Source organism: Candidatus Leptovillus gracilis (genome assembly GCA_016716065.1).
GTDB lineage: Bacteria > Chloroflexota > Anaerolineae > Promineifilales > Promineifilaceae > Leptovillus > Leptovillus gracilis.
This window is the reverse complement of record JADJXA010000002.1, coordinates 111,525-135,380: the sequence shown is the minus strand read 5'-3', so window position 1 is coordinate 135,380 and position 23,856 is coordinate 111,525. Positions and strand designations below refer to the sequence as shown.

Annotated in this window: 19 protein-coding genes; 1 reads left to right on the top strand and 18 read right to left on the bottom strand. The window is 56.9% G+C overall.

Translation table 11 applies throughout. The features are described 5' to 3' along the window. Window positions 1-301 precede the first annotated feature (301 nt). Entirely contained in the window at window positions 302-1,216 is a 915-nt protein-coding gene (locus IPM39_04910; GenBank protein MBK8985411.1) for a hypothetical protein, read from the top strand. A gap of 72 nt (window positions 1,217-1,288) precedes the next feature. On the opposite strand, the gene IPM39_04905 is transcribed toward IPM39_04910, so the two are convergent. From IPM39_04905 to IPM39_04820, 18 genes are all read right to left on the bottom strand, one after another. After that, window positions 1,289-2,758: an NADH-quinone oxidoreductase subunit N gene (locus IPM39_04905; GenBank protein MBK8985410.1), complete on the bottom strand. Its 1,470-nt coding sequence runs from the start codon at window positions 2,756-2,758 to the stop codon at window positions 1,289-1,291. Between the two features lie 103 nt (window positions 2,759-2,861). Further along, window positions 2,862-4,919 (bottom strand): molybdopterin oxidoreductase family protein, encoded by a 2,058-nt coding sequence (locus IPM39_04900; GenBank protein MBK8985409.1) that lies wholly within the window; start codon window positions 4,917-4,919, stop codon window positions 2,862-2,864. A gap of 75 nt (window positions 4,920-4,994) precedes the next feature. Further along, entirely contained in the window at window positions 4,995-5,867 is an 873-nt protein-coding gene (locus tag IPM39_04895; GenBank protein ID MBK8985408.1) for a metallophosphoesterase, read from the bottom strand. A gap of 8 nt (window positions 5,868-5,875) precedes the next feature. Continuing rightward, entirely contained in the window at window positions 5,876-7,384 is a 1,509-nt protein-coding gene (locus tag IPM39_04890; protein ID MBK8985407.1) for an NADH-quinone oxidoreductase subunit M, read from the bottom strand. Between the two features lie 83 nt (window positions 7,385-7,467). Next, window positions 7,468-9,729 (bottom strand): NADH-quinone oxidoreductase subunit L, encoded by a 2,262-nt coding sequence (locus IPM39_04885; protein MBK8985406.1) that lies wholly within the window; start codon window positions 9,727-9,729, stop codon window positions 7,468-7,470. 7 nt (window positions 9,730-9,736) lie between these two features. Then, window positions 9,737-10,045: an NADH-quinone oxidoreductase subunit NuoK gene (gene nuoK / locus IPM39_04880; GenBank protein MBK8985405.1), complete on the bottom strand. Its 309-nt coding sequence runs from the start codon at window positions 10,043-10,045 to the stop codon at window positions 9,737-9,739. Beyond that, a complete protein-coding gene (locus tag IPM39_04875) occupies window positions 10,038-10,556 on the bottom strand; it encodes an NADH-quinone oxidoreductase subunit J (GenBank protein MBK8985404.1) in 519 nt (172 codons plus the stop codon). Before IPM39_04875 ends, nuoK begins: the two co-directional genes overlap by 8 nt. Before the next feature lie 132 nt (window positions 10,557-10,688). Beyond that, window positions 10,689-11,189 carry an NADH-quinone oxidoreductase subunit NuoI gene (nuoI, locus tag IPM39_04870; GenBank protein ID MBK8985403.1) on the bottom strand — a complete coding sequence of 167 codons (501 nt, stop codon included), beginning with the start codon at window positions 11,187-11,189 and terminating at the stop codon, window positions 10,689-10,691. A gap of 115 nt (window positions 11,190-11,304) precedes the next feature. Beyond that, the gene (nuoH, locus tag IPM39_04865; GenBank protein MBK8985402.1) at window positions 11,305-12,399 is read right to left on the bottom strand and encodes an NADH-quinone oxidoreductase subunit NuoH; all 1,095 of its coding nucleotides are present in this window, start codon (window positions 12,397-12,399) and stop codon (window positions 11,305-11,307) included. A gap of 54 nt (window positions 12,400-12,453) precedes the next feature. Next, window positions 12,454-15,027 carry an NADH-quinone oxidoreductase subunit NuoG gene (gene nuoG / locus IPM39_04860; GenBank protein ID MBK8985401.1) on the bottom strand — a complete coding sequence of 858 codons (2,574 nt, stop codon included), beginning with the start codon at window positions 15,025-15,027 and terminating at the stop codon, window positions 12,454-12,456. A gap of 21 nt (window positions 15,028-15,048) precedes the next feature. After that, on the bottom strand, window positions 15,049-16,338 hold the full coding sequence (gene nuoF / locus IPM39_04855; protein ID MBK8985400.1) for an NADH-quinone oxidoreductase subunit NuoF: 1,290 nt from the start codon (window positions 16,336-16,338) through the stop codon (window positions 15,049-15,051). Between the two features lie 18 nt (window positions 16,339-16,356). Further along, window positions 16,357-16,878 carry an NAD(P)H-dependent oxidoreductase subunit E gene (locus tag IPM39_04850; GenBank protein MBK8985399.1) on the bottom strand — a complete coding sequence of 174 codons (522 nt, stop codon included), beginning with the start codon at window positions 16,876-16,878 and terminating at the stop codon, window positions 16,357-16,359. A gap of 45 nt (window positions 16,879-16,923) precedes the next feature. After that, window positions 16,924-18,105, bottom strand: a complete 1,182-nt coding sequence (gene nuoD / locus IPM39_04845) for an NADH dehydrogenase (quinone) subunit D (protein MBK8985398.1) — start codon at window positions 18,103-18,105, stop codon at window positions 16,924-16,926. A 145-nt stretch (window positions 18,106-18,250) separates the two neighbouring features. Then, window positions 18,251-18,775, bottom strand: a complete 525-nt coding sequence (locus IPM39_04840) for an NADH-quinone oxidoreductase subunit C (GenBank protein MBK8985397.1) — start codon at window positions 18,773-18,775, stop codon at window positions 18,251-18,253. Further along, window positions 18,775-19,257: an NADH-quinone oxidoreductase subunit B gene (locus tag IPM39_04835; protein ID MBK8985396.1), complete on the bottom strand. Its 483-nt coding sequence runs from the start codon at window positions 19,255-19,257 to the stop codon at window positions 18,775-18,777. Before IPM39_04835 ends, IPM39_04840 begins: the two co-directional genes overlap by 1 nt. Beyond that, a complete protein-coding gene (locus IPM39_04830; protein ID MBK8985395.1) occupies window positions 19,248-19,604 on the bottom strand; it encodes an NADH-quinone oxidoreductase subunit A in 357 nt (118 codons plus the stop codon). The genes IPM39_04835 and IPM39_04830 overlap by 10 nt, the downstream gene beginning before the upstream one ends. A 275-nt stretch (window positions 19,605-19,879) precedes the next feature. Then, window positions 19,880-21,574 carry an RNA polymerase sigma factor RpoD gene (rpoD, locus tag IPM39_04825; GenBank protein MBK8985394.1) on the bottom strand — a complete coding sequence of 565 codons (1,695 nt, stop codon included), beginning with the start codon at window positions 21,572-21,574 and terminating at the stop codon, window positions 19,880-19,882. 100 nt (window positions 21,575-21,674) lie between these two features. After that, a complete protein-coding gene (locus IPM39_04820) occupies window positions 21,675-23,660 on the bottom strand; it encodes a DNA primase (GenBank protein ID MBK8985393.1) in 1,986 nt (661 codons plus the stop codon). Between the last annotated feature and the right edge of the window lie 196 nt (window positions 23,661-23,856).

Below are 23,856 nucleotides of genomic sequence, written 5' to 3'. Positions count from 1 at the left end.
CCTCCGTGTAACTTCTGAGAATTCATAAAAGATGAACCCGCCCCTGTTGAACCATACCTATTTTTCTAAAATGATGGGTCATGCCGTAAAAATTCAAAGCATATCGTTTATAATGGTGTGACTCATTGGTTTTGTCCTCAATCGTTCACCCATACCCGCACCACTCCACCATCATCACCATCGTTACGCAGCCAATTAATTCATCCATCAAACTGCTTTTGTTCTACGACAGAAAACATTAGCATAATTCATCTGGTTCCCCGACAAACAGATTGTTGGGCCATCACGAAGAGGCGCACGCATGGATCAGTTGCAAATCTCGTTGTTTGGCAAGTTTTGTGCCCGCTGTGGGGAGCAGGCGTTAGACGGGCTAGATGCATGTAAAGTTCAGGAGTTGTTGTGTTATCTGCTTTTGCACGCAGACCGGCCACACCATCGGGAATCACTCGCCAGTTTACTTTGGCCGGAACAGCCATCGGCGCAGTCGAAGAGTTATCTGCGACGCACGCTGTGGCAGTTGCAAAGCGCGTTTAGCGGCTATGATGATTTAAACACCATTGTGCAGATTGAGTCGGATTGGATTCAGATAGGTCTTACGGCCGTTTTGCGGCTGGATGTGGCCTTATTTGAGCAGGCGTTTGTCTGCACGCAGGGAAAAGCGGGGGCTGAACTGGACGAAACGGCCGTGCGCACCCTTGCCGAAGCCGTGCAGCTTCATCGCGGCGATTTGCTGGAAGGCTGGTACCAGGATTGGTGTTTGTTTGAACGTGAACGGTATCAGCAGATGTTGTTGATGATGCTGGACAAATTGATGGAGCATGGCGAAAGCTGCGGCGCCTATGAATCGGCCATCAGCTATGGGATGCAAATTCTGCGCCACGACCAGGCGCGGGAGCGCACCCACCGCCGCCTGATGCGGCTCTATTACCTGGCCGGCGACCGAACCAGCGCACTGCGGCAGTATGAACGGTGTACGGCCGTTCTCTTACGTGAATTGGGGGTGCAGCCGGCCGCCTCCACGGAACACCTCCACGCCCAAATCCAGGCCGACCGGCTGGAATACCCCGCCCCGGCCATCACCCCGTCGGCTAATCCCTTTACCCTGCAGGCTGCTCTGGGCCGCCTGCAAGAGTTCGACGCCATCTTGCAGAAAACGCGGCAGCAAATTCAGCAAGAAATTCACCGCGTTGAATCCACTCTTTTCCTAGGAAACTGAGGCGCTGTTTCTGGAAAACGTACACTGAATACTGAATACTGAATACTGAATACTGAACACTGGCTACCGCTGCTAACCACCGGCCAGCAGTGGCAGCCCGCTCAGGCCCGCCTGCCGCGCAAGTTCAAACCAGGCGCCAGGCAGTAAGCCGATGAGGAATGTGACTAGAACCATCACGACAACGGCCGTCCTCAATGCCGGTTTGGCGTTTATTTCAGCCTCACCTTCAAACATAAACATCAGGTAAACCACGCGCAAGTAGTAGAAAGTAGAGACAACGGCCGTTACCACCCCCACCACCGCCAGCCAGGTTAAATTCGCTTCAACGGCCGTGCGAAAGACAAATAACTTGCCCACAAAGCCACCCGTCGGTGGGATGCCCGCCAGCGACAACATAAACACAACCATCGCCAGCGCCATCGCCGGGCTGCGCTGCCACAAGCCTTTGTAATCGTCCAGCAGCACGCCCTGATCGTCCCGTTTTTCCATGGCAATCACAATGGCAAACGCGCCCAGGTTGCTGAAAAGATAAGCCATCATGTAAAACAGCGCCGCACCCACCCCATCCGGGCTGTTGGCGCTGGCAGCCACAGCAATCAAAATATAGCCCGCGTGGGCAATGCTGGAATAAGCCAACATGCGCTTGATGTTGGTTTGGGCAATGGCGACCACGTTGCCAATGATCAACGTCAGCGTCGCCAGAATCGCCAACGCGCCAACCCAGGCATCGCCGACATAGGGAAAAGCGACCATCAAAATGCGCAGCAGCGCGGCAAACCCGGCCACCTTCGCCCCGACCGACATAAAGGCCGTCACCGTCGTCGGCGCACCTTCATACACATCCGGCGTCCACATGTGGAAGGGGGCAGCGGCCACTTTAAAGGCCAGCCCCACCAGGATGAAGGCCATCGCCCCAATGCCCAGGGCGCTGTTCAGGCTGATCCGCGCCACAATCAACGGCAGAGAAGTCGAGCCAGACGCGCCATAGGTCAGGGCGATGCCAAACACAAAAATGCTGGAGGAAAACGCGCCCAACAAGAAATATTTCAGCGCCGATTCTTCTGATTTAACGTTGGGCCAGGCAATGCCCGACAGTATATACAGCGGAATGGAGAGCAGTTCCAAAGCGACAAAAATCAAAATCAGGTCGTTGGACATGCCCATCAGCATCATGCCACTCAGGGAGAACAGCATGAGCATGTGATATTCCGGCTTGTTGAGGTTGGCGTCTTCCAGGAAATTGAGAGAGATAAGCAGGCTGAGAATGCCAGCCAGCAGCAGGGTAACGTTGAGGAAAACGGCAAAATTGTCCACCACGATCATCGGCGCGTCGCCAACGGCCGTAAACGTCGCCCCAGCCATCCCCCACTGACTCACACTCACCGCCAAGGCGGCAAACAGGCCAACAATGGTCAGCCAGGGCGCCCAGGCGCGCTGCTCGTCAGCCACAAACAAGTCCACCACCATCAGCAGAATGCCAGATCCCGCAACGATGACAAAAGGTAGGATTACAAACCAATCAATTGCTGGCGCTTCAAACATAGCTTTAACCTTCTTGTTTGCTCGTTATTTCACGATCTTACCACATAGTGGAGGAGTTAGTTAGTTGGTTGGTTGGCTAACCAACCAGCAAACGAACCAACCATTAACCCGCTTTTCTCAGCCACACCCGGTTGCTGTGAAATGTGCTTTGCCCAGCCATGTCGCCCAGGGCATCGGGCGTGGTCCAATTGATGTTACGGCCGTCGCCCAACCGACTCCAGCGCCCCTTCGGCGACACCACCACCCCTGGCCGCACGCCATCGGTGACGATGGCTTTTAGCTCGCACCAACCACGTCCGTTTTGCACGACCACCTGGTCGCCCTGCCCAATCCCGCGCCGGGCGGCGTCGTCGGGGTGGATTTCCACAAATGGCTCGCCTTCGCGGGCCAGCAGCCCGGCCTGGTTGGCAAAGCTGCTGGTGACAAAATGATGCGCCGCGCCGGTGATGAGGCTAAGCGCTTCTTCAGGTGGGAAACGGCCGTCATTGGCCCCATCATCCTCCGCCGCCACGTACCCCGGCAGTGGGTCCAGCCCCAAATCGGCCATGGGCTGGCTGAACAGTTCCACCCGGCCGCTGGCGGTGGGGAAACGGCCGTCGGCAAAGGGCACATCCGGCTCATAGCGCAGTTCAATCGAACGTTCGGCTTGCAGGCGTTCCAGGGTGACGTCGGCCAGAGCGGGGTTGGTAACGGCCGTCGCCCGCAGCACATCGGCAATCACCTCGTCGGCGCTCTGATGCAGCCAGGGTTCGTCGAAGCCCATCGCCCGCGCCAACAAGCCCATCACCTCCCAATTGCTCTTGCTTTCGCCCAATGGCGGGATGGCCGGGGCATTGTAGGCCAGCACCGTATGGCCGTAGGCTTTATGTAAATCGGTGTGTTCCAACTGCGACGTGGCGGGCAGCACGATGTCGGCGTAAACGGCCGTGTCTGTCATAAACAGCTCATGCACCACCGTAAACAAATCTTCGCGCTGCAAACCGGCCACCACCTGCCCGGCATTGGGGGCTATCGCCGCCGGATTGGAGCCAAACACGTACAGCGATTGGATGGGCGGATCGGCCGCCTCGCCCAAAAGCGCCGCACCCAGCCGGTTCATATTCACCGACCGCGCCGGGGGCGGACAGTCGGCCCATTTTTTCAGCACCGCGCCATCCCACTGCAAATAACCGCTGGCCGAATAAGCCAGACCGCCGCCGCGCGCGCCATACTGCCCGGTGACGGCCGGCAGGGCGCAAATCGCCCGCACCGTCTGCCCGCCGTTCAGGTGGCGCTGCAAGCCATCGGCGATTTTGATGAGCGCCGGTTGGGTGGTGGCGTACAGGCGGGCCAGTTGGATGATGTCGTCCACCGGCAGACCGGTGATTTGCGCCACGCGCTCCGGCGGGTAATCGGCCAGACGGTCGCGCAGCTCCGGCCAGCCCACCGTGTGTGCCGCCAGCCATGCTTCGTTGTGCAAATTTTCGGCGGCGATGATATGCGCCAGACCCAATGCCAGCGCCCCATCGGTGGCCGGTTTGGGGGCGATGTGCCAATCTGCACCTTTGGCGGTGCGCGTGCAGCGCGGATCAATGACGATTACCTGGGTTCCGGCGCGCTGCGCATCTTTCAGGTGGGGCATGAAGTGGGGCGCGGTGCTAACAGGGTTATGTCCCCAAATGATGACCAGCTTGCTGTGGGCCACGTCGTCATAGCGCGCCGTGTGGCGCGCACCCAGGGTGGCCTCTACGGCAAATTCGGCTGCCGCGCCGCAAATAGAACGCTCTAAGCGGCTGGCGCCCAAACGGTTCCAGAAACGGCCGTTGCACACGCTCATCTGCACCAGGCCCAACGTGCCGCTGTAGCTGTAGGGCAAAATGGCCGCCGCGCCATACTCGGCGATGATTTCGCGCCAGCGCGCCCCAATTTCAGCCAGCGCCTCGTCCCAGGTGATGGCTTGCCACTGCCCATCCCCTTTGGGTCCAATGCGACGCAAGGGAGTTTGCAGCCGGTCGGGGTGGTACACGTGGTCCAGATACGGCCGTACCTTGGCGCACAACCAGCCCTGGGTGATGGCATGGTCGGGGTCGGCGTAGAAATTGACAGCACGGCCGTTTTCCACCTCGGTAATCACGCCGCAGGTATCGGGACAATCATGAGGGCAAGCGCCGTAAATTTTCATAATGGTCAATGGTTAATGGTTAATGGTCAATTGTCAATTGTCAACGGTTCGCGCTCTTTAGTTCGCCATTGACTATTAACAATTGGCTATTGGCAATTCTTCTGGCCGGGCAAAGGTGTGCTGGTGGATGATGGTCTGCCCTGGCAGCAAGTGAACGAAAGCGTAGCCAGGGTCATCGTCGAAGGCGTGGCGCACTGTCATGTCGCCGGGCCAGGCGGCGAATTGGGTGTAGGCGCTGGCGGCGCTGCTGTAAAGGATGCCATCGCGCACAGTTTGCATGGGTTGGTGGACATGGCCGTGAAACACGCCCCGCAGCCGGCCGCGCGCCGGGAGCAGAAGGTTATGCAGGAGACGGCCGTTTTGTACCAACATGTGCGCATCCATCCATTCGGCGTTCAGCGGCCAGATGGGATGGTGCATAAAAATTGTCAGCGGCCGGCCGCCTGGCTGCGCTTCGGCGCGGGCGGCGGCTAACTGCGTTTCAGAAAGCCAGCCCTGCGGGTCAATTTCGTCTGGACCGCGCGTGTCCAGCACCAGGAAACATTCTCCTTTCACGTCAAAGGTATAAGACACCGTATTGGGGTCGCCGCTAACATCCATCTTAGGACCCATCGGCAGATGGGCGTTGATCAGGTGCGCCGCGTCGTGGTTGCCGTTGACGTAGTAGATGGGCACGTTGAGGCGGACGAAGGTGGCAGCGGCCAATTCGTAGGCCGCCGGGTCCGGCGCGTAGGCCACATCGCCGGTATGGATGACAAAATCGGGCCGAACCGGCAAATCGTTGATGATGTCTACCAGCCGGTTGGCGCACGGCCAGGGATAAACGCCATGCTGATCTGGGGAAACGGCCGTTGGCCCAATGTGCGTATCGCTAAGATGGACGAAGTAAACGGGCGACATGGGGAATGATGAAGGATGAACGATGAGCGTTCTGCGTTCATCGTTCATCGTTTTAATTATTGTCCGACCAGCACCGTGGCGCTGATGTCGCTGACCAATTGGGACACCGAACTGTCCATCAGGTTAAAGTAGCCGGAGGGGGCGATGCCGATCCAGACGATGAACAGCAGGAAAGCGAGGAAGATAGCCAGTTCACGGCCGTTCACATCGCGCAGCGCCTGGTTTTTCGGATTATTCAACGGCCCCATAAAGACATTTTGGAACATCCACAGCAGGTAAACGGCCGCCAAAATCACGCCCGACGCGGCAAAGGCGGTGAAAATCCAGGGATGCGTGCCCAACGATTCCGCGCCCATCGAACCCAGCAAAATGGTAAATTCGCCCACGAAGCCGTTCAAGCCAGGCAAGCCCATGCTGGACAGCACCACAATCAACGACAACACCGAAAACAACGGGATCGCCTTCCACAAACCACCAAACTCCGACATCAGGCGCGTATGGCGCTGCTCGTAAATGACGCCCACCAGGAAAAACAACGCGCCTGTGGAAAGGCCATGATTCACCCCTTGCAAAATACCGCCCTGAATCCCGGCCGAATTAAGCGAAAAAATGCCCAACATCACAAACCCCAAATGGCTGATGCTGGAGTAAGCCACCAACTTCTTCACGTCCTTTTGCGGGAAAGAGACAAGTGCGCCATAAATGATGCCGATAATCGCCAGCACAGCGATGGCCGGGGCATAATCAAAGGACGCCTGTGGGAATAGGGGCAGATTAAAACGCACAAAACCATAGGTGCCCATCTTCAGCAGCACGCCGGCCAGAATAATGGAACCGGCCGTGGGCGCTTGCGTGTGGGCATCCGGCAGCCAGGTGTGGAAGGGGAAAATCGGCACTTTGATGGCAAAGGCAATGGCAAAACCCAGGAACAACATATGCTGCGCGTGGGCAAAAGCGGCCCGGCCGACAATCAAGTCCGGCACAGAGAAGGTGTCGTTGGTGATACCCATGTACAAAATCGCTAACAGCATCAGCAGGGAACCGGCCATGGTATAAAGGAAGAACTTAAGGGAGGCGTACACCCGTTCGCTGCCACCCCAAATGCCGATCAGGAAATACATGGGGATGAGCGTAAATTCCCAGAAAATGTAAAACAAGAACAAGTCCTGCGCCAGGAAAACGCCCATCATGCCCACTTCCATCAGCAGCATCAGGATATAGTACCCTTTGATTTGCTTGTCAATAGCCGTCCAGGAAGCAGCAATGGCGATGACGCTGATGAACGCGGTCAGCAGGACCATCAAAATGCTCAAGCCGTCTACGCCCAGGTGGTAATCAATGCCCCAGGCCGGTATCCAGGCAAAGCGGTCCACCAATTGCAGGCCGCTGAGGGCGCTGTTGTAACTGGCTAAAACCACCACCGAAATCACCAACGTGATGCCACTGGTCGCCAGCGCAATCCACTTGATCAGATTGTCCGATTGTCCCTTACCCCGGTCAGCAATCAGGATGGCAATCACCCCCAGCAGCGGGAAGAAAACTAGAATGGTTAATAACATGCTCATTGCTTCTCCAAAGTCGGTATTTCTTGAACCGTGTTCCGTGTTCCGATTACGGACTACGGATTACGGACTACAGGTGACAAATCCTAGTTAAGCACCCACAAAAAATATACCAGCAGCGCCACCGCGCCGAAGAAAACGCCGAGGGCAGAGGTGCGGGCAAAGCCGGTCTGGGTGCGGCGTAAAGTGCCGGCCAACCCTTTGGTGGCGCTGCCAATGCCGTTTACCGTGCCGTCAACGCCATATTTGTCGAAAATGTCGGCCAGGAAAGTGGCAAAGCTGCCAAACAAGTCGCGGATGAGGTTGTTGTGGACAAAATCGTGCCAAAATTCCCAATCTACGGTATAGGCCAGCCAGTTTGCCAGCCGGTTGAAGGGGGGCACGACAAATTTCATGTAAAAGGTTTCCAGCGGCAAGATGCGGAACCACCAAAGCGGCTTGAGTTTTTCCAGCGGGTCGGGCGAGACGGCCGTTTCCGGTCTACGCCGGTAGACAAGCAGCATCGAAAGCCCCAGGCCAGCCAACGCCAGAGCCGACGAAATGAGAGCCACATTGTATTGGATCCAGGTGGGTGTATACGGCGGCTCTTCGGCAAAGACGCCCTCTTCGGCCAATTCAAAGACCGGCAGCGATTCTTCCAGCCAATGTTCCAACGCCAGGTTGATGCCCGGATCGTGGGCCACTTTGCTGGCTTTGTAGGCCGCTTCCGACGCGAAAGGCAAATTGAGCAGACCACCAAAGAGGGTTAATCCAGCCAGGATCATCAGCGGCACGGTCATTAAGGGGGAGCTTTCAGAAGCGTGTTCGGCCGCTTTGTGGCGCGGCTGGCCGAAAAAGACCATCATCAGTTGGCGGCCCATGTAAAAGGCGGTGCAGAAGGCAGCTGCCGTTAAGACCCAATAGACTATGGTGAAGGTAGAGCCATGATTAAAGCTCTCGTGGGCCAACAGTTCGTCCTTAGACCAGAAACCAGCCAGCGGGAAGATACCCGCCAGAGCCATCGCACCAATGAGATAGGTCCAGAAGGTGAAGGGCATTTTGTGGCGCAGGCCGCCCATCGTGCGCATATCCTGGGGATCAAAATGCCCTTCGTCGTGGCCGTGATGGCTGCCATGGCCGTGATCATGCAGGTGGTGGTGGCCGTGTTCCATGCCGTGAATGACCGAGCCGGAGCCGAGAAAGAGCAGCGCCTTGAAGAAAGCATGGGTGATCAAATGGAACATGGCGGCGACATAAGCGCCCGTGCCAGCCGCGGCAATCATAAAACCTAGCTGGCTGACGGTAGAGTAAGCCAGCACTTTTTTGATGTCGTATTGGGTGAAAGCGATCAGACCGGCCAGCAAGGCGGTGAAAGCCCCGGTGTAGGCGATGAGGTCGGGGGCGGAGATGAGGTTGAATACGGCCGTTCCTTCTTCAATAAAGCTCGCCCGTGAAATCTCCACCAAAACATTGCTGCGCACCAGCAAATAAATGCCCGACGTGACCATCGTCGCCGCGTGGATGAGGGCGGAGACGGGCGTGGGGCCGGCCATGGCGTCTGGCAGCCAGACGTACAGCGGAATCTGCGCCGATTTACCGGCCGCGCCCAACAAGAACAGCGCCGTTATCGCCGTCACCACCACGCCAATGGGCGCAGAAAACAGGCCAAACTGGACGATGTGCTGTGTCTCGAACATGTGTACGGCCGTGTCAAACACCGCCTCAAATTCCAGCGAACCAAACGCCCAAAACATCAGGAAGATCGCCAGGATCATGCCAAAATCGCCCACGCGGTTGACAATAAAGGCTTTACGGCCGGCGTCAGCGTTCATCGCTTTCCCGGCCGCATTGGTGCGGTCGAACCAGAAACTAATCAGCAGGAAGGAACACAAGCCCACCCCTTCCCAACCAACAAACAGCACCAGATACGTGCTGCCAGACACCAAAATCAACATGAAAAATATAAACAGGTTGAAATAGGTAAAAAAGCGGGAGAAATTGGGATCGCCGTGCATGTAGCCGATGGCGTAGATGTGGATGAGCGAGCCAACGCCGCTGACCACCAACATCATCGTCACCGACAGCGTATCTACACGAATAGCCCAGGGGACATGAAAGTTAGCCGATGGGATGGAGATCCAATCCATAATCGGCACAATCACAGCCTGAAATTCATTGGCCCGTAACGCGAGAAACAGCAAAACGGCCACCACAAACGAACTGATCGCCATGAGGCTGGCAAACCAACCCGACCAGCGTTCGCCAATTTTGGCGTCGGCCTCCACAAAACGACGGCCCACCAACCCATTGAATAGCACGCCAATGGCCGGGAAGAGTAACAGCAGAGGGGCTAATCCATACGCATTCATAATCGCGCTATCCCTTCAATAGATTCATTTCATCAATATTGATGCTCTTCCTGGTGCGGAAAATGGCGACGACTAACGCCAGCCCAACGGCAACTTCCGCCGCCGCCACCGTAATAACAAAGAACACCAGCACCTGTCCATCCAGATCGCCGAGGTGGCGGGCAAAGGCCACAAAGGCCAGATTGGCCGAGTTCAGCATCATCTCGATGGACATGAAGATAATAATGGCGTTGCGGCGCAGCAAAACACCCAGAGAGCCAATGGTAAACAAAATGACGCTGAGCGCGATGTACCAATCAATCGTGACCTCAGGCATCCTGACCTCGCTTTTTGATTTTGCCAAAAATAAACACCCCAATCATGGCCGCCAACAGCAGAAGGCCGGTCACTTGAAAGGGAAAGACATAACCAGCAAACAGACGCAGCCCCAGAGCGGTAGGGCTGCTGTCTAGCATCGGCGCCGTCGCGGCGGGCGCTTCGCTCTGGAAGATGAGCAGAGCGGTGGTCAGGAGCAAAACGGCCGCCAACAGACCAGCCGCAGCACGATGAAACCGCTCGCCGCCATGAACGTCTGTGATACCCTGCAATTGATCGGCGCCCAACAGCATAATGACAAACAAGAACAGCACCATGATGGCTCCGGCATACACCGTAATCTGCACCATCGCAATGAACGGGGCGTTCAAAACGATGTAAAAAATGCCAATCGTGGCAAAGTTCAGCACCAGGTAGAGGGCGCTGTGGACGGCATTGCGGCTGGTCAACATGCCTAGCCCTGAACCGATAGCTACAATCGCCAGCAGAAGAAAAATGATCGGATTACCCATATGAAATCGCCTTCAATTCGTAACTGCTTACCACGGAGACGCGGCGGGCACGGAGTATTTACAGGTTTGATCTCCGTATTCTTCCTACCTTCAGGGTGAAATACCAAAAGGACACAGAACACAGCCTGTGGATCACGCCGGATTCTCCATCTCTGGGATGGCCTTTGTGAAAACACCGGGTTCGACAACTTGTGGCGTCGGACGGCCGTTCACGGGCACATCCACAATCAACATATCTTTGGTGTAAATGGCGCTCTGCCGGTCATAAAAACTCAACTCGTAATTGTGTTCCAGCACAATCGCCTCCGTCGGGCAGGCATCTTCGCAGTAGCCACAAAAGATGCAGCGCAGCATGTTGATTTCATACACCCGCGCAAAACGCTCGCCCGGCGAGTATCGCTCGTCGTCTGTATTCTCCGCCGCTTCCACAAAAATAGCGTCGGCCGGGCAGGCCGCCGCGCACAAAGAGCAGCCAATGCACTTCTCCAGGCCATTGTCGTACCGCTTTAGTTCATGACGCCCCTTAAAGCGGTTGCGCACCGGGCGCTGCACGTCCGGGTATTGGATGGTCACAGGCGTCTGAAAAAAGTGCTTCAGCGTGATCCCCATCCCTTTGGCCAGTTCAGCAATCATTCCAAACATAACGGTTCTCCAGCAGGTAGATTCGTGTTCCGTGTTCCGTAATCTCGTAAACCGTCATCCGTATGCCGTGTTGCACAAACGATGGTGGCTTACGCCTACGCGCGGGTCAAAAGCCAAAAAAGCTCAATATAGGCGCAAATAGACCTTCTTCAGCCAGGACGATGAAGACAGCGACCACCAGGAAATTAACGACAGAAATAGGCAGCAGTACCTTCCAGCCAAACAACATCAACTGGTCATAGCGCAGGCGTGGGAAGGTGGCCCGAATCCAGATCATCAAAAACAGGCCAATAAAAATTTTGATGAACAGGTATACAAAGCCCAACACCGGGACCTGATCCACAAACGGGCCGCGATACCCGCCAAAAAAGAGGGTGGCGGCGATGGCGCTGAAAGAGATCATCTTCATGTACTCGGCCATAAAAAACATACCAAAGCGCATCCCGGCATATTCCACGTTAAACCCGGCCGATAATTCCTGCTCCGCTTCCAACAAATCGAAGGGCGCGCGCTGTAATTCAGCCAGCGCAGCAATACAAAAGACAATCGCGGCCACCGGCTGCAAAAAGATGAACCATTGGCCTTTCTGCGCCGCCACAATCACTCCCAGGTCCATGGAATTGGCGATCATGACCGGGACCAGCAGCGACAAAGACATTGCCAGTTCGTAGCTGATCATCTGGGCCGAGGCGCGAATGCCGCCCAACACGGCATATTTGCTGTTAGAAGCCCAGCCAGCCAACACCACACCATACACGCCAATAGACGTTACCGCCAGCACAAACAAGGCAGCCACATCCAAACCGGGCACGATGGCGAAGTAATCATACTGCTCAGGCACCAGGCCAGGAATTTTACCCGCCCAGGGAATCACCCCCAGAATCAAAATCGCCGGGATGACGGCCAGCATGGGCGCCAGATTGTAAACCAGCCAATCGGCCTTAGCCGGCGTGGGGTCTTCTTTGAAGAAGAGCTTGACGGCATCGGCCGCCGGCTGCATGAAACCGGCCAAGAGCTTCTTCTCTTGTTTGCCGCGCCCTGGCAGGGGAATATAACCGGCGCGATTTGGCCCCACCCGCGCCTGCATTCGCGCCAGGACTTTACGTTCGAGCAGGGTGGTGTAGGCAAAGCCGGTTATCACCACCAGTGACATGACCAGGCCGACAACCAAGCCCCATAATGCGATTTGCCCAAGTGTCATATGAGCCTCTGTGGGTTAGTTGATAGTTGAAAGTTGGGAGTTGATAGTGGTTGGTTATCTATCAACTACCAACTCCCAACTTTCAACTTTCTTAATCTCTGCTACGGCCGTTCCCGGCCACCAGTTTACGCCAGATAGCAGCGCCAATCCGGTCGGGGTGCTGCCATGAACGTGGGCAGTGGCTTGCACGGCCGTTCCATCCACCAGCACCACCACCAGCTCGCCATCGGCCACGCCCGCCTGGGCCGCGTCGTCGGCGTGCAGCGCCAGCGCCGGGGCGGCCATGCGCGGCGCAAGCACCGACGATTGATCGAGCAGGATACCAGGGGCATAGAGTACGGCCGTCCACATCACCTGCAACCCCTCTTGCCGGGTGTTCTTCAGCGCGGGCACATCAAAATGGGCTACCGCCCCTTTTTCGGCCGTCGCTGCCCACTGCTGCCCCAGACCGGAGCGATTTTCATAGGCGTTGCCGCCATAATACAGGTCTTCGCCACCGACGTCCGGCCACTGCTTTTCCACCTGGGCCAGCGTGCGGTAATCCATGCCCTTGTACTGCGTCACAACGCGGGCCGCATCCTTAAACGCCAGGCTGGCGGCAAAAGGTGGCTTGCCCAACCCAACCCGCTCGCCAATTTGGGCCAAAATCTGCCAGTCTGGGCGGCTTTCGCCCACCACCGGGATGGCCGGGTAATAGCGCTGCACACGGCGTTCGCCGGTGGTATAAGTACCTTCGCGCTCGGCCCAACTTTGCGCCGGCAGCACCACATCGGCCAGAGCGGCCGTTTCGGTCAGGAACAATTCCTGCACCACCAGGAAATCCAGCTTGCCCCGGTCGGGCAGCAGGCCATCGCCCACCGGGTCGGCCCCGGCGAGGAATAAGGCGCGCATACGGCCGTCGGCCACAGCAGCATAGACGGCCGCTGCGTCCAGTCCAGCTTCTTTCACCGGCTTATAGCCCGGCCCCAAAGCGGGATGAACGCCCATGTCCCAGGCCCCCTGGGTGTTGTTGTGCGGCCACACCGGGACCAGGCCGTTATTCACCCGGCCGGCGTGTTTGTGCCCATTCTCCAGAAGCAGCAGATTGCCCAACAGCTTCGCCAGGGCATCGGTTTCGTCGTAGGTCAGCCCTTCCGCGCCGTAAAAAATCACCAGATTATCGGCGTTGATGAGGGCGGTGGCCGCGGCGACGAGCATGTTGGAAACGGCCGTTTCCGTCTCCACCTTGGCCATATTCACCACCTGCTGCACCGTTGCCAACGCCTGCCCCGCTTCATAGTGCAGACTGTGGGCGGCGAATGTGTCCAGGCGCGTTGGCCGGGCATTGACCACCACCAGGGTGACGCCACGCTCGGCGGCCTGCTTCACTCGCAGCCACCAGACGGGCGCTTCGGCGTGTAAATCGGTGGCAACCACCAAAATGGCGTCGCCCCGGCCTAGCTCTTTTAGATTACTGCCGCCGGCCAGACCAACCTGGGCGGTTACGTCACCGCCGGCCAGGCGCGGTTTAGCCAGACCTACATGTTGGCTCTTCAAACCATCACGGAAGAGATGTTGGAACCAGAAAAGGTCTTCGTTGCTCAGGTGGTCACCGGCCAAACCGGCGACCGCGTGGCTGTCTTGTTGCAGTTTGCCGGCCACATAATCCAGCGCCTCATCCCAACTGGCTTCCACCAATTCGCCGTTCTGACGAATCAACGGTTTGTGAAGACGGTCGGCGGCGTCGGCGAAGTGGTGGGCAAAGCGCCCTTTGTCGCATATCCAGATTTCGTTGACGGCTTCGTTTTGCCGGGGCATGATGCGCTTGATGACGGTACGGCCGTTGGCCGCTGCCTCGCGCCGGGTACTCATGGTGGTATTGCAGCCCACCGGGCAGTGGGGGCAAATGCTGGCGACGGGGGTCAGTTCCCACGGCCGTGCGCCAAAACGGAAATCGGCCGTCGTCAGCGCCCCTACCGGGCAAATATCGGTCGTATTGCCGCTCCACACACTGTCAAACCCAGGGTCAGACAGGGTAACAATTTCCAGGCTGCGCCCCCGGTTGTGGAAGCGAATCACCGGGTCGTCCACCACTTCTTCCTGGAAGCGAATGCAGCGCGCACACTGGATGCAGCGCTCGCGGTCCAGGTAGATCAACTCGCCGAGAGGGACGTGTTTCGCCAGCTTCAGCTTGTCGGTGTAGTGCATCCGGCTCTGGCCCGCGCCATGTTCCATCGTCAGATTTTGCAGCGGGCATTCGCCCCCTTTGTCGCAAATCGGGCAGTCCAACGGATGGCTGGTGAGCAAAAATTCAATGACCGATTTGCGCGCTTCCAGCACCGCCGGGGTCGCTGTGCGCACCACCATGCCCTCCGCCACTTGCACGGTGCAGGCGGTTTGCAGGCCCCGGCCAAAATTCAACTGCGGCGAGCCATCGGCGTTGGTCAGCGGTTGGCCGGTGGCGCGGTCGCGCACGGGCAGGCCCACTTCCACCAGGCACATGCGGCACATGCCCACCGGTTCCAGCTTGGGGTGGTGGCAAAAGACGGGGATGTCGTTGCCAATGCGTTTAGCGGCGTCTACGATTTGCGTGCCGGGGGGCACACTCACTTCGACGCCGTCTATGGTCAGGGTAATCAGATCACTCATGTGGTAATCTCTACTCCGGGGTTAAGAGGGGACGGCCGTTCTCGCCGCCACCTGTTTCATCTGTCCGTTCGACGAACCCTGCACCTTCGCCCGGTACTCTTCCGGGAAATGCTTGATCGTCGAGAGAACAGGGTTAATGGCAAAATCGCCCAGGGCGCACAATGTCCGTCCACCAATCTGGTTGGCGACGCTCTCCAATGTGATAATGTCCTGTGGCGTGCCATGCCCATCATAGATGCGATGGAGCAGCTTCTCCATCCAAAAAGTCCCTTCACGACACGGCGTACATTTGCCGCACGACTCATGCTTAAAAAAGTGCGACATCTTCAACGCCGCCCACACCATATCGGTGCTTTCATCCATCACAATCACCGACGCCGACCCCATCACCGAGTCAAACGGCGTCAGTCCTTCGTAAGTCATGGGTGCGTCCAGCGCCTTATCCGTAATCACCGGACCAGAGCCGCCGCTAGGCAGCAGCGCTTTAAACTTTTTGCCGCCACGCATCCCCCCGGCCATTTCAATGAGTTGGCGATACGTAACGCCCATCTCCACTTCATAATTGCCCGGCTTTTCCACGTGGCCGCTCATGCACACAATTTTGACACCCGGACTCTTGTCCGTGCCCAGACCCATGTACCACTCCGCCCCATTCACCATGATCAAGGGCACATTGGCCAGCGTTTCTGTGTTGTTCACCACAGTTGGTTTGCGGTACAGCCCTTCCACGGCCGGAAACGGCGGCTTCGACCACGGCTGACCCAACTCACCTTGCAAGGAGTTGATCAACGCCGTCTCTTCACCACAAATATAGGCTCCGGCGCCATAATGGCAGTAAAAATCACAGCTAAACTCACTGCCCAGAATGTTTTTACCCAGGAAACCGGCCGCATACGCCTCGCGGATGGCTTCTTCCATCGCATAACCCGCGTCCATAAACTCGCCGCGGAAGTAGTTGTAAATGGTCTTTGCGCCTATCGAATAGGCGGCAATGATCGCCCCTTCAATCACCTGATGCGGGTTCTTTTCCGAAAGTTCCCGGTCCTTAAACGTGCCGGTCTCCGATTCGTCTGTGTTAATGACCACGTATTTCTCGCCCGGCCCCTTGGGAATGAAGCTCCACTTAACGCCGGTGGGGAAGCCCGCCCCACCCCGGCCGCGCAGTCCCGACGCCCGTACCACGTCTATCACCTCTTGTGTGCTCATTTCCAGCACGGCTTTGCGCAAACCGTTATAGCCACCATGCGCCTGGTAGACGTCAATTTGGTGCAAATCGGGAATGTCCCGGTGACGCAACAAAAGATAGGTCATAGATTTCACCTCAGCACGTCATTCGCCGATGGCGTATGACGTGATTTTTTCCACCACAGATAGTTGTTTGGCATCCTGGCGCAGCCGGGCCAACAACGCAGCAAATTTCGCCTCGTCCAGGTTCTCTTCAAAGCGCAAATTGCATTGCAGCATCGGCGCGCGGTCGCAAGCGCCCAGGCACATCACGGTTTTCAGGGTGAACAGGCCGTCTTCAGTTGTGCCATCTACCGGGATGCCTAATTTGGCAGAAGCCATCTCCACAAATTCATCCGCGCCGCGCAGGGCGCAGGCCAGGTCGTTGCAAATTTCCAGCACGTATTTGCCTACCGGCTCTTCGTAATACAGCGAATAGAAACCGGCCAGCGACAACACGTGGGTGGGATCCAGACCCAGGATGGCGGCTACTTCGCGTTTGGCTTCGTCGCTCATGTAGCCGTATTCATGTTGGGCCAGGTGCATCAGGGGCAAAACGGCCGATTTCTTCGTGGGAAACCGCGCCAATATCCCTTCTATTTCTTTGGCGTACTTTTCAGCGATCAAGGTTTTCTCCCAGTTACCAATTGACAATTAACGATTGACCATTTGTTACCGGTCTATCTCACCCAACACAATGTCAATGGAGCCGATAATGGCGACCACGTCGGCGACAAACAGGTTTTTAGACATACGCGGCAGGGAAGCGAGATTGACATAAGAGGGACCGCGAAAATGCACCCGCGCTGGTTTGGGTCCGCCATCGCTGCGCAGGTACACGCCAAATTCGCCGCGCGGTGATTCAATCGCCAGGTAGACAAAACCGGCCGGCACGCTAAACCCTTCCGTCCACAGCTTAAAGTGGTGGATCACCGCTTCCATGCTTTTGCCCAGTTCAGAGCGGGGCGGCGGCACAATTTTGCGGTCGGAGATTTGCACCGGGCCATCTGGCAGTTTGTTGATGGCCTGCTCGATGATGCGCAAACTCTGCCATATCTCGGCCACGCGCACCCGATAACGGGCGTAGACGTCGCCATCCGTTTCCAGGGGCACGTCAAAATCGTACTGCTCGTAGCCGCAGTAAGGGTTGGCTTTACGCACATCGTAGTTCACGCCAGAACCGCGCAGGCAGCCGCCGGTTAAGCCCCAGGCAATGGCGTCTTCGGCCGTCACGACGCCCACGCCTTTGGTTCGTTTGAGGAAAATCGGGTTGTTTTTCAGCAGCCCTTCGTAATCAGCAATTTTGCCGGGCATGAAGTCCAGGAAGTGGCGCACGGCCGGTACAAATTCGTCCGGTATGTCGCGCCACAGCCCGCCAGGGCGAAAGTAGCTGACCATCATGCGCTGCCCGGCGACCATCTCGAACAGGTCTAAAATGTATTCTCGCTCGCGGAAGGCGTACAAAAACACTGTCATGGCCGCCAGGTCCAGGGCGCTGGTTCCCAGCCAGACCAGATGGCTGGCGACGCGCTGAAGCTCGGTGAGAATAACGCGGATGGCCTGGGCGCGGGGCGTAGCTTCAACGCCTAACAGTTTCTCTATCGCCAGGATATAGCCCAGGTTGTTGGACATCGGCGAGAGGTAATCCATGCGGTCGGTCATGACCAGGGCTTTGGTGTAGGTTTTGGCCTCCATGTTTTTTTCGATGCCGGTGTGCAGGAAGCCAATGTCTGGGGCCAGGTTGACGACGGTTTCGCCATCTAATTCGACCAGGAGACGCAGAACGCCATGGGTGCTGGGATGCTGTGGCCCCATGCTCAGGAGCATGTGTTCTTCGGCATCCTCAATTTCCATCCCGGTTCCAACCTTATTGCGCAGTTCTTCGAGGGTTAGTTCTTGGATGGTGTCGTTTCCAGGAGTCAGTAACATAGGTACCTTTGGGTTGGTGGGCAGTGCTCAGTGCGAAGAAGAGTGAACAGAGATAGACGGCCGTTCCCCCTTAATCTTTCGTAGCGTGTGGTTTCTTGGCGTTGATTTCGTCGAAGTTAAACGAAAATTGGACCTCTTCGTAGCCCAATGGGTAATCTTTGCGCAGGGGATGGCCCTGCCAATCTTCGGGCAAGAAGAGACGCCGCAGGCTGGTGTTGCCCTTAAACCGCACACCCATCAAGTCCCAAACCTCCATCTCCAGCCAGGTGGCAATGGCCCAAATTAGGGCAACGGTTTCCGGCCCATCTTCTGGGTCTTCCACGCGCACGCGCAGGCGCAGGCGATGGTTATGGGGAATGGAGTAAAGCTGGTAATTGACAGCGAAGCGGGGAAAGTCTGGCAGCATGTCGTCGGCGCAAATGTCGCTGAGGAAGTTGTAGCGCAGCGTCGGTTCGTCGCGCAGGAATTGGCAGACCGCTTTCAGGTCGGCTTTGCGGATGTAGAGGGTGCGTTCGCCGCGATGGTCGTAAATTTCTTCCAGGGCGTCCGGGTAACTTTGTTTGATTTTTTCTACAACGAGGTCATGGTTGTTCATCAGGCCCAATCCCCTAATTTTTCGTTGCGGATTTTTTCATGAAGGGACATGATGCCATCAATGAGGGCTTCTGGCCGGGGCGGACAGCCGCCGACGTAAACGTCCACGGGGATAATTTCGTCTACGCCCTGGACGATGGCGTAGTTGTTGAAGATGCCGCCGCAGGAGGCGCAGTCGCCCATGGCGATGACCCACTTCGGCTCCGGCATCTGGTCGTAGAGGCGGCGTACCACAGGGGCCATTTTGCGGGTGACGCGGCCGGCGACAATCATGAGGTCAGATTGGCGCGGCGACGGCCGATTGAGTTCCATGCCAAAACGAGAGGCGTCGTAGTGGGCGGCCTGTGACCCCATCATTTCGATGGCGCAGCAGGCCAGACCAAACAAAATAGGCCACATCGCATTGGTGCGGCCCCAGTTAACCAAATCTTCCAACCGATAGGTGACAACGCCGAGGTTGCCGAGTTTTTGTTCTATTCCCATTCGAGTACTCCCTTTTTCCAGACCCAGACATCCCCCAAAATGAACATGAACATAAAGATGAACATCACCGCCAGACCATACAATCCTAAATCACGGAAGGTCATGGCCCAGGGCACGAGCAGGATGATGTCTACGTCGAACAAAATGAATAGTACAGCGATGCGGTAAAATTTGACGGGTAAACGACGTTGGGCTTCGCCAATGGCCGTCATGCCGGATTCATAGGGAGCTTGTTTGCGCTGCGACGGCCGTTTCGGGCCTAAATTGAGCGATAAAATGGGCAGCAGCAAGGCAAAGAAAAGAGCGATTCCCAACAATACCGCCAGGGGAAGATAATCAACGAGTATTTGGTTTGGCATAGGCGTTTACTATCTTACTTGAATTCAGGGTGAGGCTAACCTCGTCAAAGCGTGTGCATTCTATCACAAGCAAAAGGGTCTAGCAAAGGGTTACGGCCGTCGCCAGGAACCCTCCCCAGCGCCATCAAATCAAAATACGCAATGTGCCGGGCTGCACATTGCGTATTATCAACAAACTGCTGGTAATCGTATTCGGTAAGCGGTGGGTCGCTGCCTCTAATAACCGCCATCGGCAACGGAATACGGACTTCGGAACACCGGCACTAGGTCAAATAATCGCGCAGCGACTTACTGCGGCTGGGGTGGCGCAGTTTACGCAGGGCCTTTGCCTCAATCTGGCGAATCCGCTCACGGGTGACGCCGAAGCTCTTGCCTACTTCTTCCAGGGTATGGTCTTTGCCGTCGTTCAGGCCGAAACGCATCTCCAACACTTCGCGTTCACGGTCGCTGAGGAAGCTGAGGACGGAGCGAATTTGCTCGCGCAGCAGCTCTTTCGAGGCGGCGTCCACCGGTTCCACGACGCTTTCGTCGGGGATAAAATCGCCGAATTCGGTGGCTTCTTCGCCGTTGCCCACCGGCGTTTCCAGCGACATGGGGTCCATAGAAATACGCAGAATGTCGCGGATTTTACTGACGGATTGGCGATATTTGCGGTTCAACACCGGGTCCAACGGCTCTTCGCTGTCCATTGAACGGCGGATTTCGTCTACCTCATCGGGCGTCATGTAGTCCAATTCCAGGGCCAATTCTTCAACGGAGGGTTCGTGGCCCAGGCGCTGCACCAATTCGCGCTGCATCCGTACGATTTTGTTGATGGTTTCGTACATATGGACGGGGATGCGGATGGTGCGGGCCTGATCGGCGATGGCCCGGCTGACGGCCTGCCGAATCCACCAGGTGGCGTAGGTGCTGAATTTGTACCCTTTGGTGTGATCAAATTTCTCCACGGCGCGCAGCAGGCCGACATTGCCTTCCTGAACCAGGTCCAGCAGGTGGATGCCACGCCCCATGTAGCGCTTGGCGACGCTGACCACCAGGCGCAAGTTGGCTCGCGTCAGGCTGACTTTGGCTTCTTCGGCCAGGTGGAAGATCATAAATTCGTTGTATTTGAGGGCGACGTCGTCTTCTTCCATGCGGGCAAGGAAATAGTTCAGGTCGGGCGGACGGCCGTTTTCGGCATAATATTCGCCAATCATCCGGGAACGGTTGATGGGCAGCAGATACAGGGCGGTGAATACGGAAAAGCAGCTTTCAGCCAGTTCAGTCCATACCTCATCCTGCCCCCAGTTGCCATCGTTGAGGTAAGAGCGGATGTAGGAATGACGGCCGTCTTGCCAGCTCTGCCGTAAATGCTGTGCCTCATCCACCAGCCGGCTAAAATCTGGCGATTCCACTCCCAGCCGGGCGCTGGCCGTCAGAACGCGCTGCCACCCTTCCCAAAGCTCAGCATAATTGGCGATCATCAGGCGAAAATGGACTCTGGGACCTTCGGCTTCTTCGCCGTTCAGGTTTTTTGTCAGCCGTTCCATTTCCACCGCCGCTTTCAGCTGCGTAGACAACCAGATTTCTTGCTCCGACGTCAGCAGCGGGACCTGACCGATTTCTTTTAAGTAAGTGTGGACCGGGTCATCTTCGGTATCGCCGCCATAATAGGTATCATCATCCACGTCATCCAGGGAATCATCCAACAGGCCGGGACGCAGCAGGTTGGATGCTTCGCCCAGGTCATCCACCGTTTCCCCCGAAGCGGAAACGACGCGGATACCCATTTTTTGCAGCCGGTCATACAATTGGCCGGCCTGATCCTCATCGGCCGTCGCCAGGATAGATTGCACATCTGCTTCGTCTATCTGGCGCGAGCGGCGCGCTTTTTTGACCAGCGCCTCAATGTCCAAAAAGGGTTCTTCGTCTTCCGGCAGGTCGTCTAATTCATCATCCATGTTGGGTTCTAAATCCATCTTCTCCGCCTATTACCACATCCTTGCGTCAAGCTCAAGTTCCATCAAGGCCAGACAGGTTATCGGCAGCCTGTCTGGTTTAACCATCAGCGTCCTATGCTCAATAACGACTGAGGGCCGCGTCTTCAGCGCGGCGGCGGCTGGTGGCCGACATGGCGTTTCTGGCCTGGTCTAGCCCATTCTTAGTCACAGACAATTCCTGCAACTGCGCCATGTACTCCTGGTAAGATTCTGCATCGGCTTCTTGTTTCGCATCGGCGACAAATCGCTGCAATTCTGTCCGTAACTGGCGTACTTTTTCGATGCGCCAATCCAGCACAGCAAGGACAAGCTGATCGGCCAGACGATCCAGGTTTGTATCGAGTGTAGGGGCGAGCGTTTGGAGATATTGCACTCGATCCAGCAAGGGATGGCCTAAACTATCGCACAAATCCTGAATCGTGACAAACGAACCACCCTTGCTCCAATGAACCATCTGCGGCCAGAGGGTACGGTCTTCGGTGGCGGTGAAATCGGCCGGCGCAACAGTGGGCTGGTGGGCCTGACTGAGGGCCTGGTTCACGTCGGCCAGCGCTTTGGGGTGATGAAGTATCTGGCTGAGGAAAAAGGCCTCCTTTTTTTTGATGGAGACATGGCCTCTGCCCAGCCCGCCATCCATTTCGCGGAATTGACGGACAGCGGCCAGTTCTGGCGCTTTGGTGGTTGGCAGGGGTGTGGGGTTCTGTTTGGCCGACGGCCGTTGCCGTTCCGGGCGGCGCACCTGGCGCAAAGTTCGTTCATCTACGCGCAGGGCCAGAGCCAGTTTGCTCCAATAGCCGTCACGCTCCATGGGGTTTTGAATGTCTTCGATGAGCGGGATAACTTGTTGGGCGACGGCCGTTTTTGCCTTCAGGTCGCCCATATCCAACTCCTGCGTCAACACGCCGATGACATATTCCACTACCGGTTTGGCTTTAGCCAGCAGCAGCGGCCACTGCGCTGGGTCCTCACGGATCAGCTTGTCCGGGTCATTGCCTGGCGGCAGGGTGACAATGCGAATGTCCGCTTGCAGGCGGCTTTCGTGGCGCACCAGATTGTGCGGATCAAATTGGGTGTCGAACTCGCGGTCCAATGTCTGGCGGGCCACTTCCAGGCTGCGCAGGGTCGCTTTGGCCCCGGCGGCGTCGGCGTCCAGAGCGATGACAAAACGTTTGGTGTATCGTTTTAGCTGCTCCAACTGCGCCTGGGTCAGCGCCGTGCCCATCTGGGCCACCACGTTTTGGAACCCGGCCTGCCACGCCTGCATCACGTCCATATAGCCTTCCACAATCACCGCCTGCCGCGCTTCACGGATGGCGCGTTTGGCCCCATCGAGGCCGTACAGCAGGTTGCTTTTGTTGAACAGGCCGGTTTGTGGCGAATTGAGATACTTGGGCAGGCCATCCGGGTCTAACGTGCGCGCACCAAAACCAACAACACGGCCGTTACCATCGCGAATCGGTATCATCAGCCGGTTGCGGAAGCGATCATAGCGCGTGCCTTTGTCCGGGTTGTCTGTCAGCAGCCCGGCATCCAGCAAAATCAGGTCGTCGTAGCCCTGGGCGTTAAAATGGGTGCGGCACTGGTCCCAGGAATCCAGGGCAAAACCGATCTGGAAATGAGCCTGCGTCTCCGGGCTGAGCAGGCGGTTGGCCACGTACTGCCGCGCCGCCTCCGCCTGGGGGGCGTGGAGCAGCAGTAGGTGAAAATAGTCCGCGGCCGCGGCCAACAAGTCGCCCAAACGGTCTTCGGCCGCCTGGCGCACCTTGTTCACTGGCGCAGCCGCTTCCAATTCCACACCCGCTTTTTGCGCCAGAACGCGCAGTGTTTCCTTAAAATCCCACCCTTCCCGCTTCATGACGAAGGAAAAGATGTCGCCGCCTTCGGCGCAGGCGCCAAAACAGCGCCAGGTCTGGGTTTCTGGGAAGACGTAAAAGGCAGGGGTGCGGGTGTTGCTGTGGAAGGGACAAAAACCAGCGTAAGAGCGCCCCGATTTGCGCAGGTTAACGGTCTCGGAGACGAGATCTACAATGTCTAGTCGGCTTTTAATTTCCTCAGTGAAGCTCATTTTTCTGATTCACACTCATTTGGGCAGCTTTTTCAGCCGCCAGATTATAACCCAGCCGCCTTGAATGTTCGATAGATTGGCCAAGAATTCACGTTTTTTGGCATGGTTCATCAAGCAAGACATCTTCTTTACAAATTTGCGCTGCGTTGTCATGCTGAGCGGAGTCTTCGGAGCGAAGCATCCCGCTCCCGCCAGA

What these genes read in the sequence shown, in the direction of transcription:
- IPM39_04910 (MBK8985411.1), top strand. Translation starts at nt 302, where the DNA reads ATGGATCAGTTGCAAATCTCGTTGTTTGGCAAGTTTTGTGCCCGCTGT.
- IPM39_04905 (MBK8985410.1), bottom strand. Translation starts at nt 2,758, where the DNA reads ATGTTTGAAGCGCCAGCAATTGATTGGTTTGTAATCCTACCTTTTGTC.
- IPM39_04900 (MBK8985409.1), bottom strand. Translation starts at nt 4,919, where the DNA reads ATGAAAATTTACGGCGCTTGCCCTCATGATTGTCCCGATACCTGCGGC.
- IPM39_04895 (MBK8985408.1), bottom strand. Translation starts at nt 5,867, where the DNA reads ATGAACGATGAACGCAGAACGCTCATCGTTCATCCTTCATCATTCCCC.
- IPM39_04890 (MBK8985407.1), bottom strand. Translation starts at nt 7,384, where the DNA reads ATGAGCATGTTATTAACCATTCTAGTTTTCTTCCCGCTGCTGGGGGTG.
- IPM39_04885 (MBK8985406.1), bottom strand. Translation starts at nt 9,729, where the DNA reads ATGAATGCGTATGGATTAGCCCCTCTGCTGTTACTCTTCCCGGCCATT.
- nuoK (MBK8985405.1), bottom strand. Translation starts at nt 10,045, where the DNA reads ATGCCTGAGGTCACGATTGATTGGTACATCGCGCTCAGCGTCATTTTG.
- IPM39_04875 (MBK8985404.1), bottom strand. Translation starts at nt 10,556, where the DNA reads ATGGGTAATCCGATCATTTTTCTTCTGCTGGCGATTGTAGCTATCGGT.
- nuoI (MBK8985403.1), bottom strand. Translation starts at nt 11,189, where the DNA reads ATGATTGCTGAACTGGCCAAAGGGATGGGGATCACGCTGAAGCACTTT.
- nuoH (MBK8985402.1), bottom strand. Translation starts at nt 12,399, where the DNA reads ATGACACTTGGGCAAATCGCATTATGGGGCTTGGTTGTCGGCCTGGTC.
- nuoG (MBK8985401.1), bottom strand. Translation starts at nt 15,027, where the DNA reads ATGAGTGATCTGATTACCCTGACCATAGACGGCGTCGAAGTGAGTGTG.
- nuoF (MBK8985400.1), bottom strand. Translation starts at nt 16,338, where the DNA reads ATGACCTATCTTTTGTTGCGTCACCGGGACATTCCCGATTTGCACCAA.
- nuoD (MBK8985398.1), bottom strand. Translation starts at nt 18,105, where the DNA reads ATGGAAATTGAGGATGCCGAAGAACACATGCTCCTGAGCATGGGGCCA.
- IPM39_04840 (MBK8985397.1), bottom strand. Translation starts at nt 18,775, where the DNA reads ATGAACAACCATGACCTCGTTGTAGAAAAAATCAAACAAAGTTACCCG.
- IPM39_04835 (MBK8985396.1), bottom strand. Translation starts at nt 19,257, where the DNA reads ATGGGAATAGAACAAAAACTCGGCAACCTCGGCGTTGTCACCTATCGG.
- rpoD (MBK8985394.1), bottom strand. Translation starts at nt 21,574, where the DNA reads ATGGATTTAGAACCCAACATGGATGATGAATTAGACGACCTGCCGGAA.
- IPM39_04820 (MBK8985393.1), bottom strand. Translation starts at nt 23,660, where the DNA reads ATGAGCTTCACTGAGGAAATTAAAAGCCGACTAGACATTGTAGATCTC.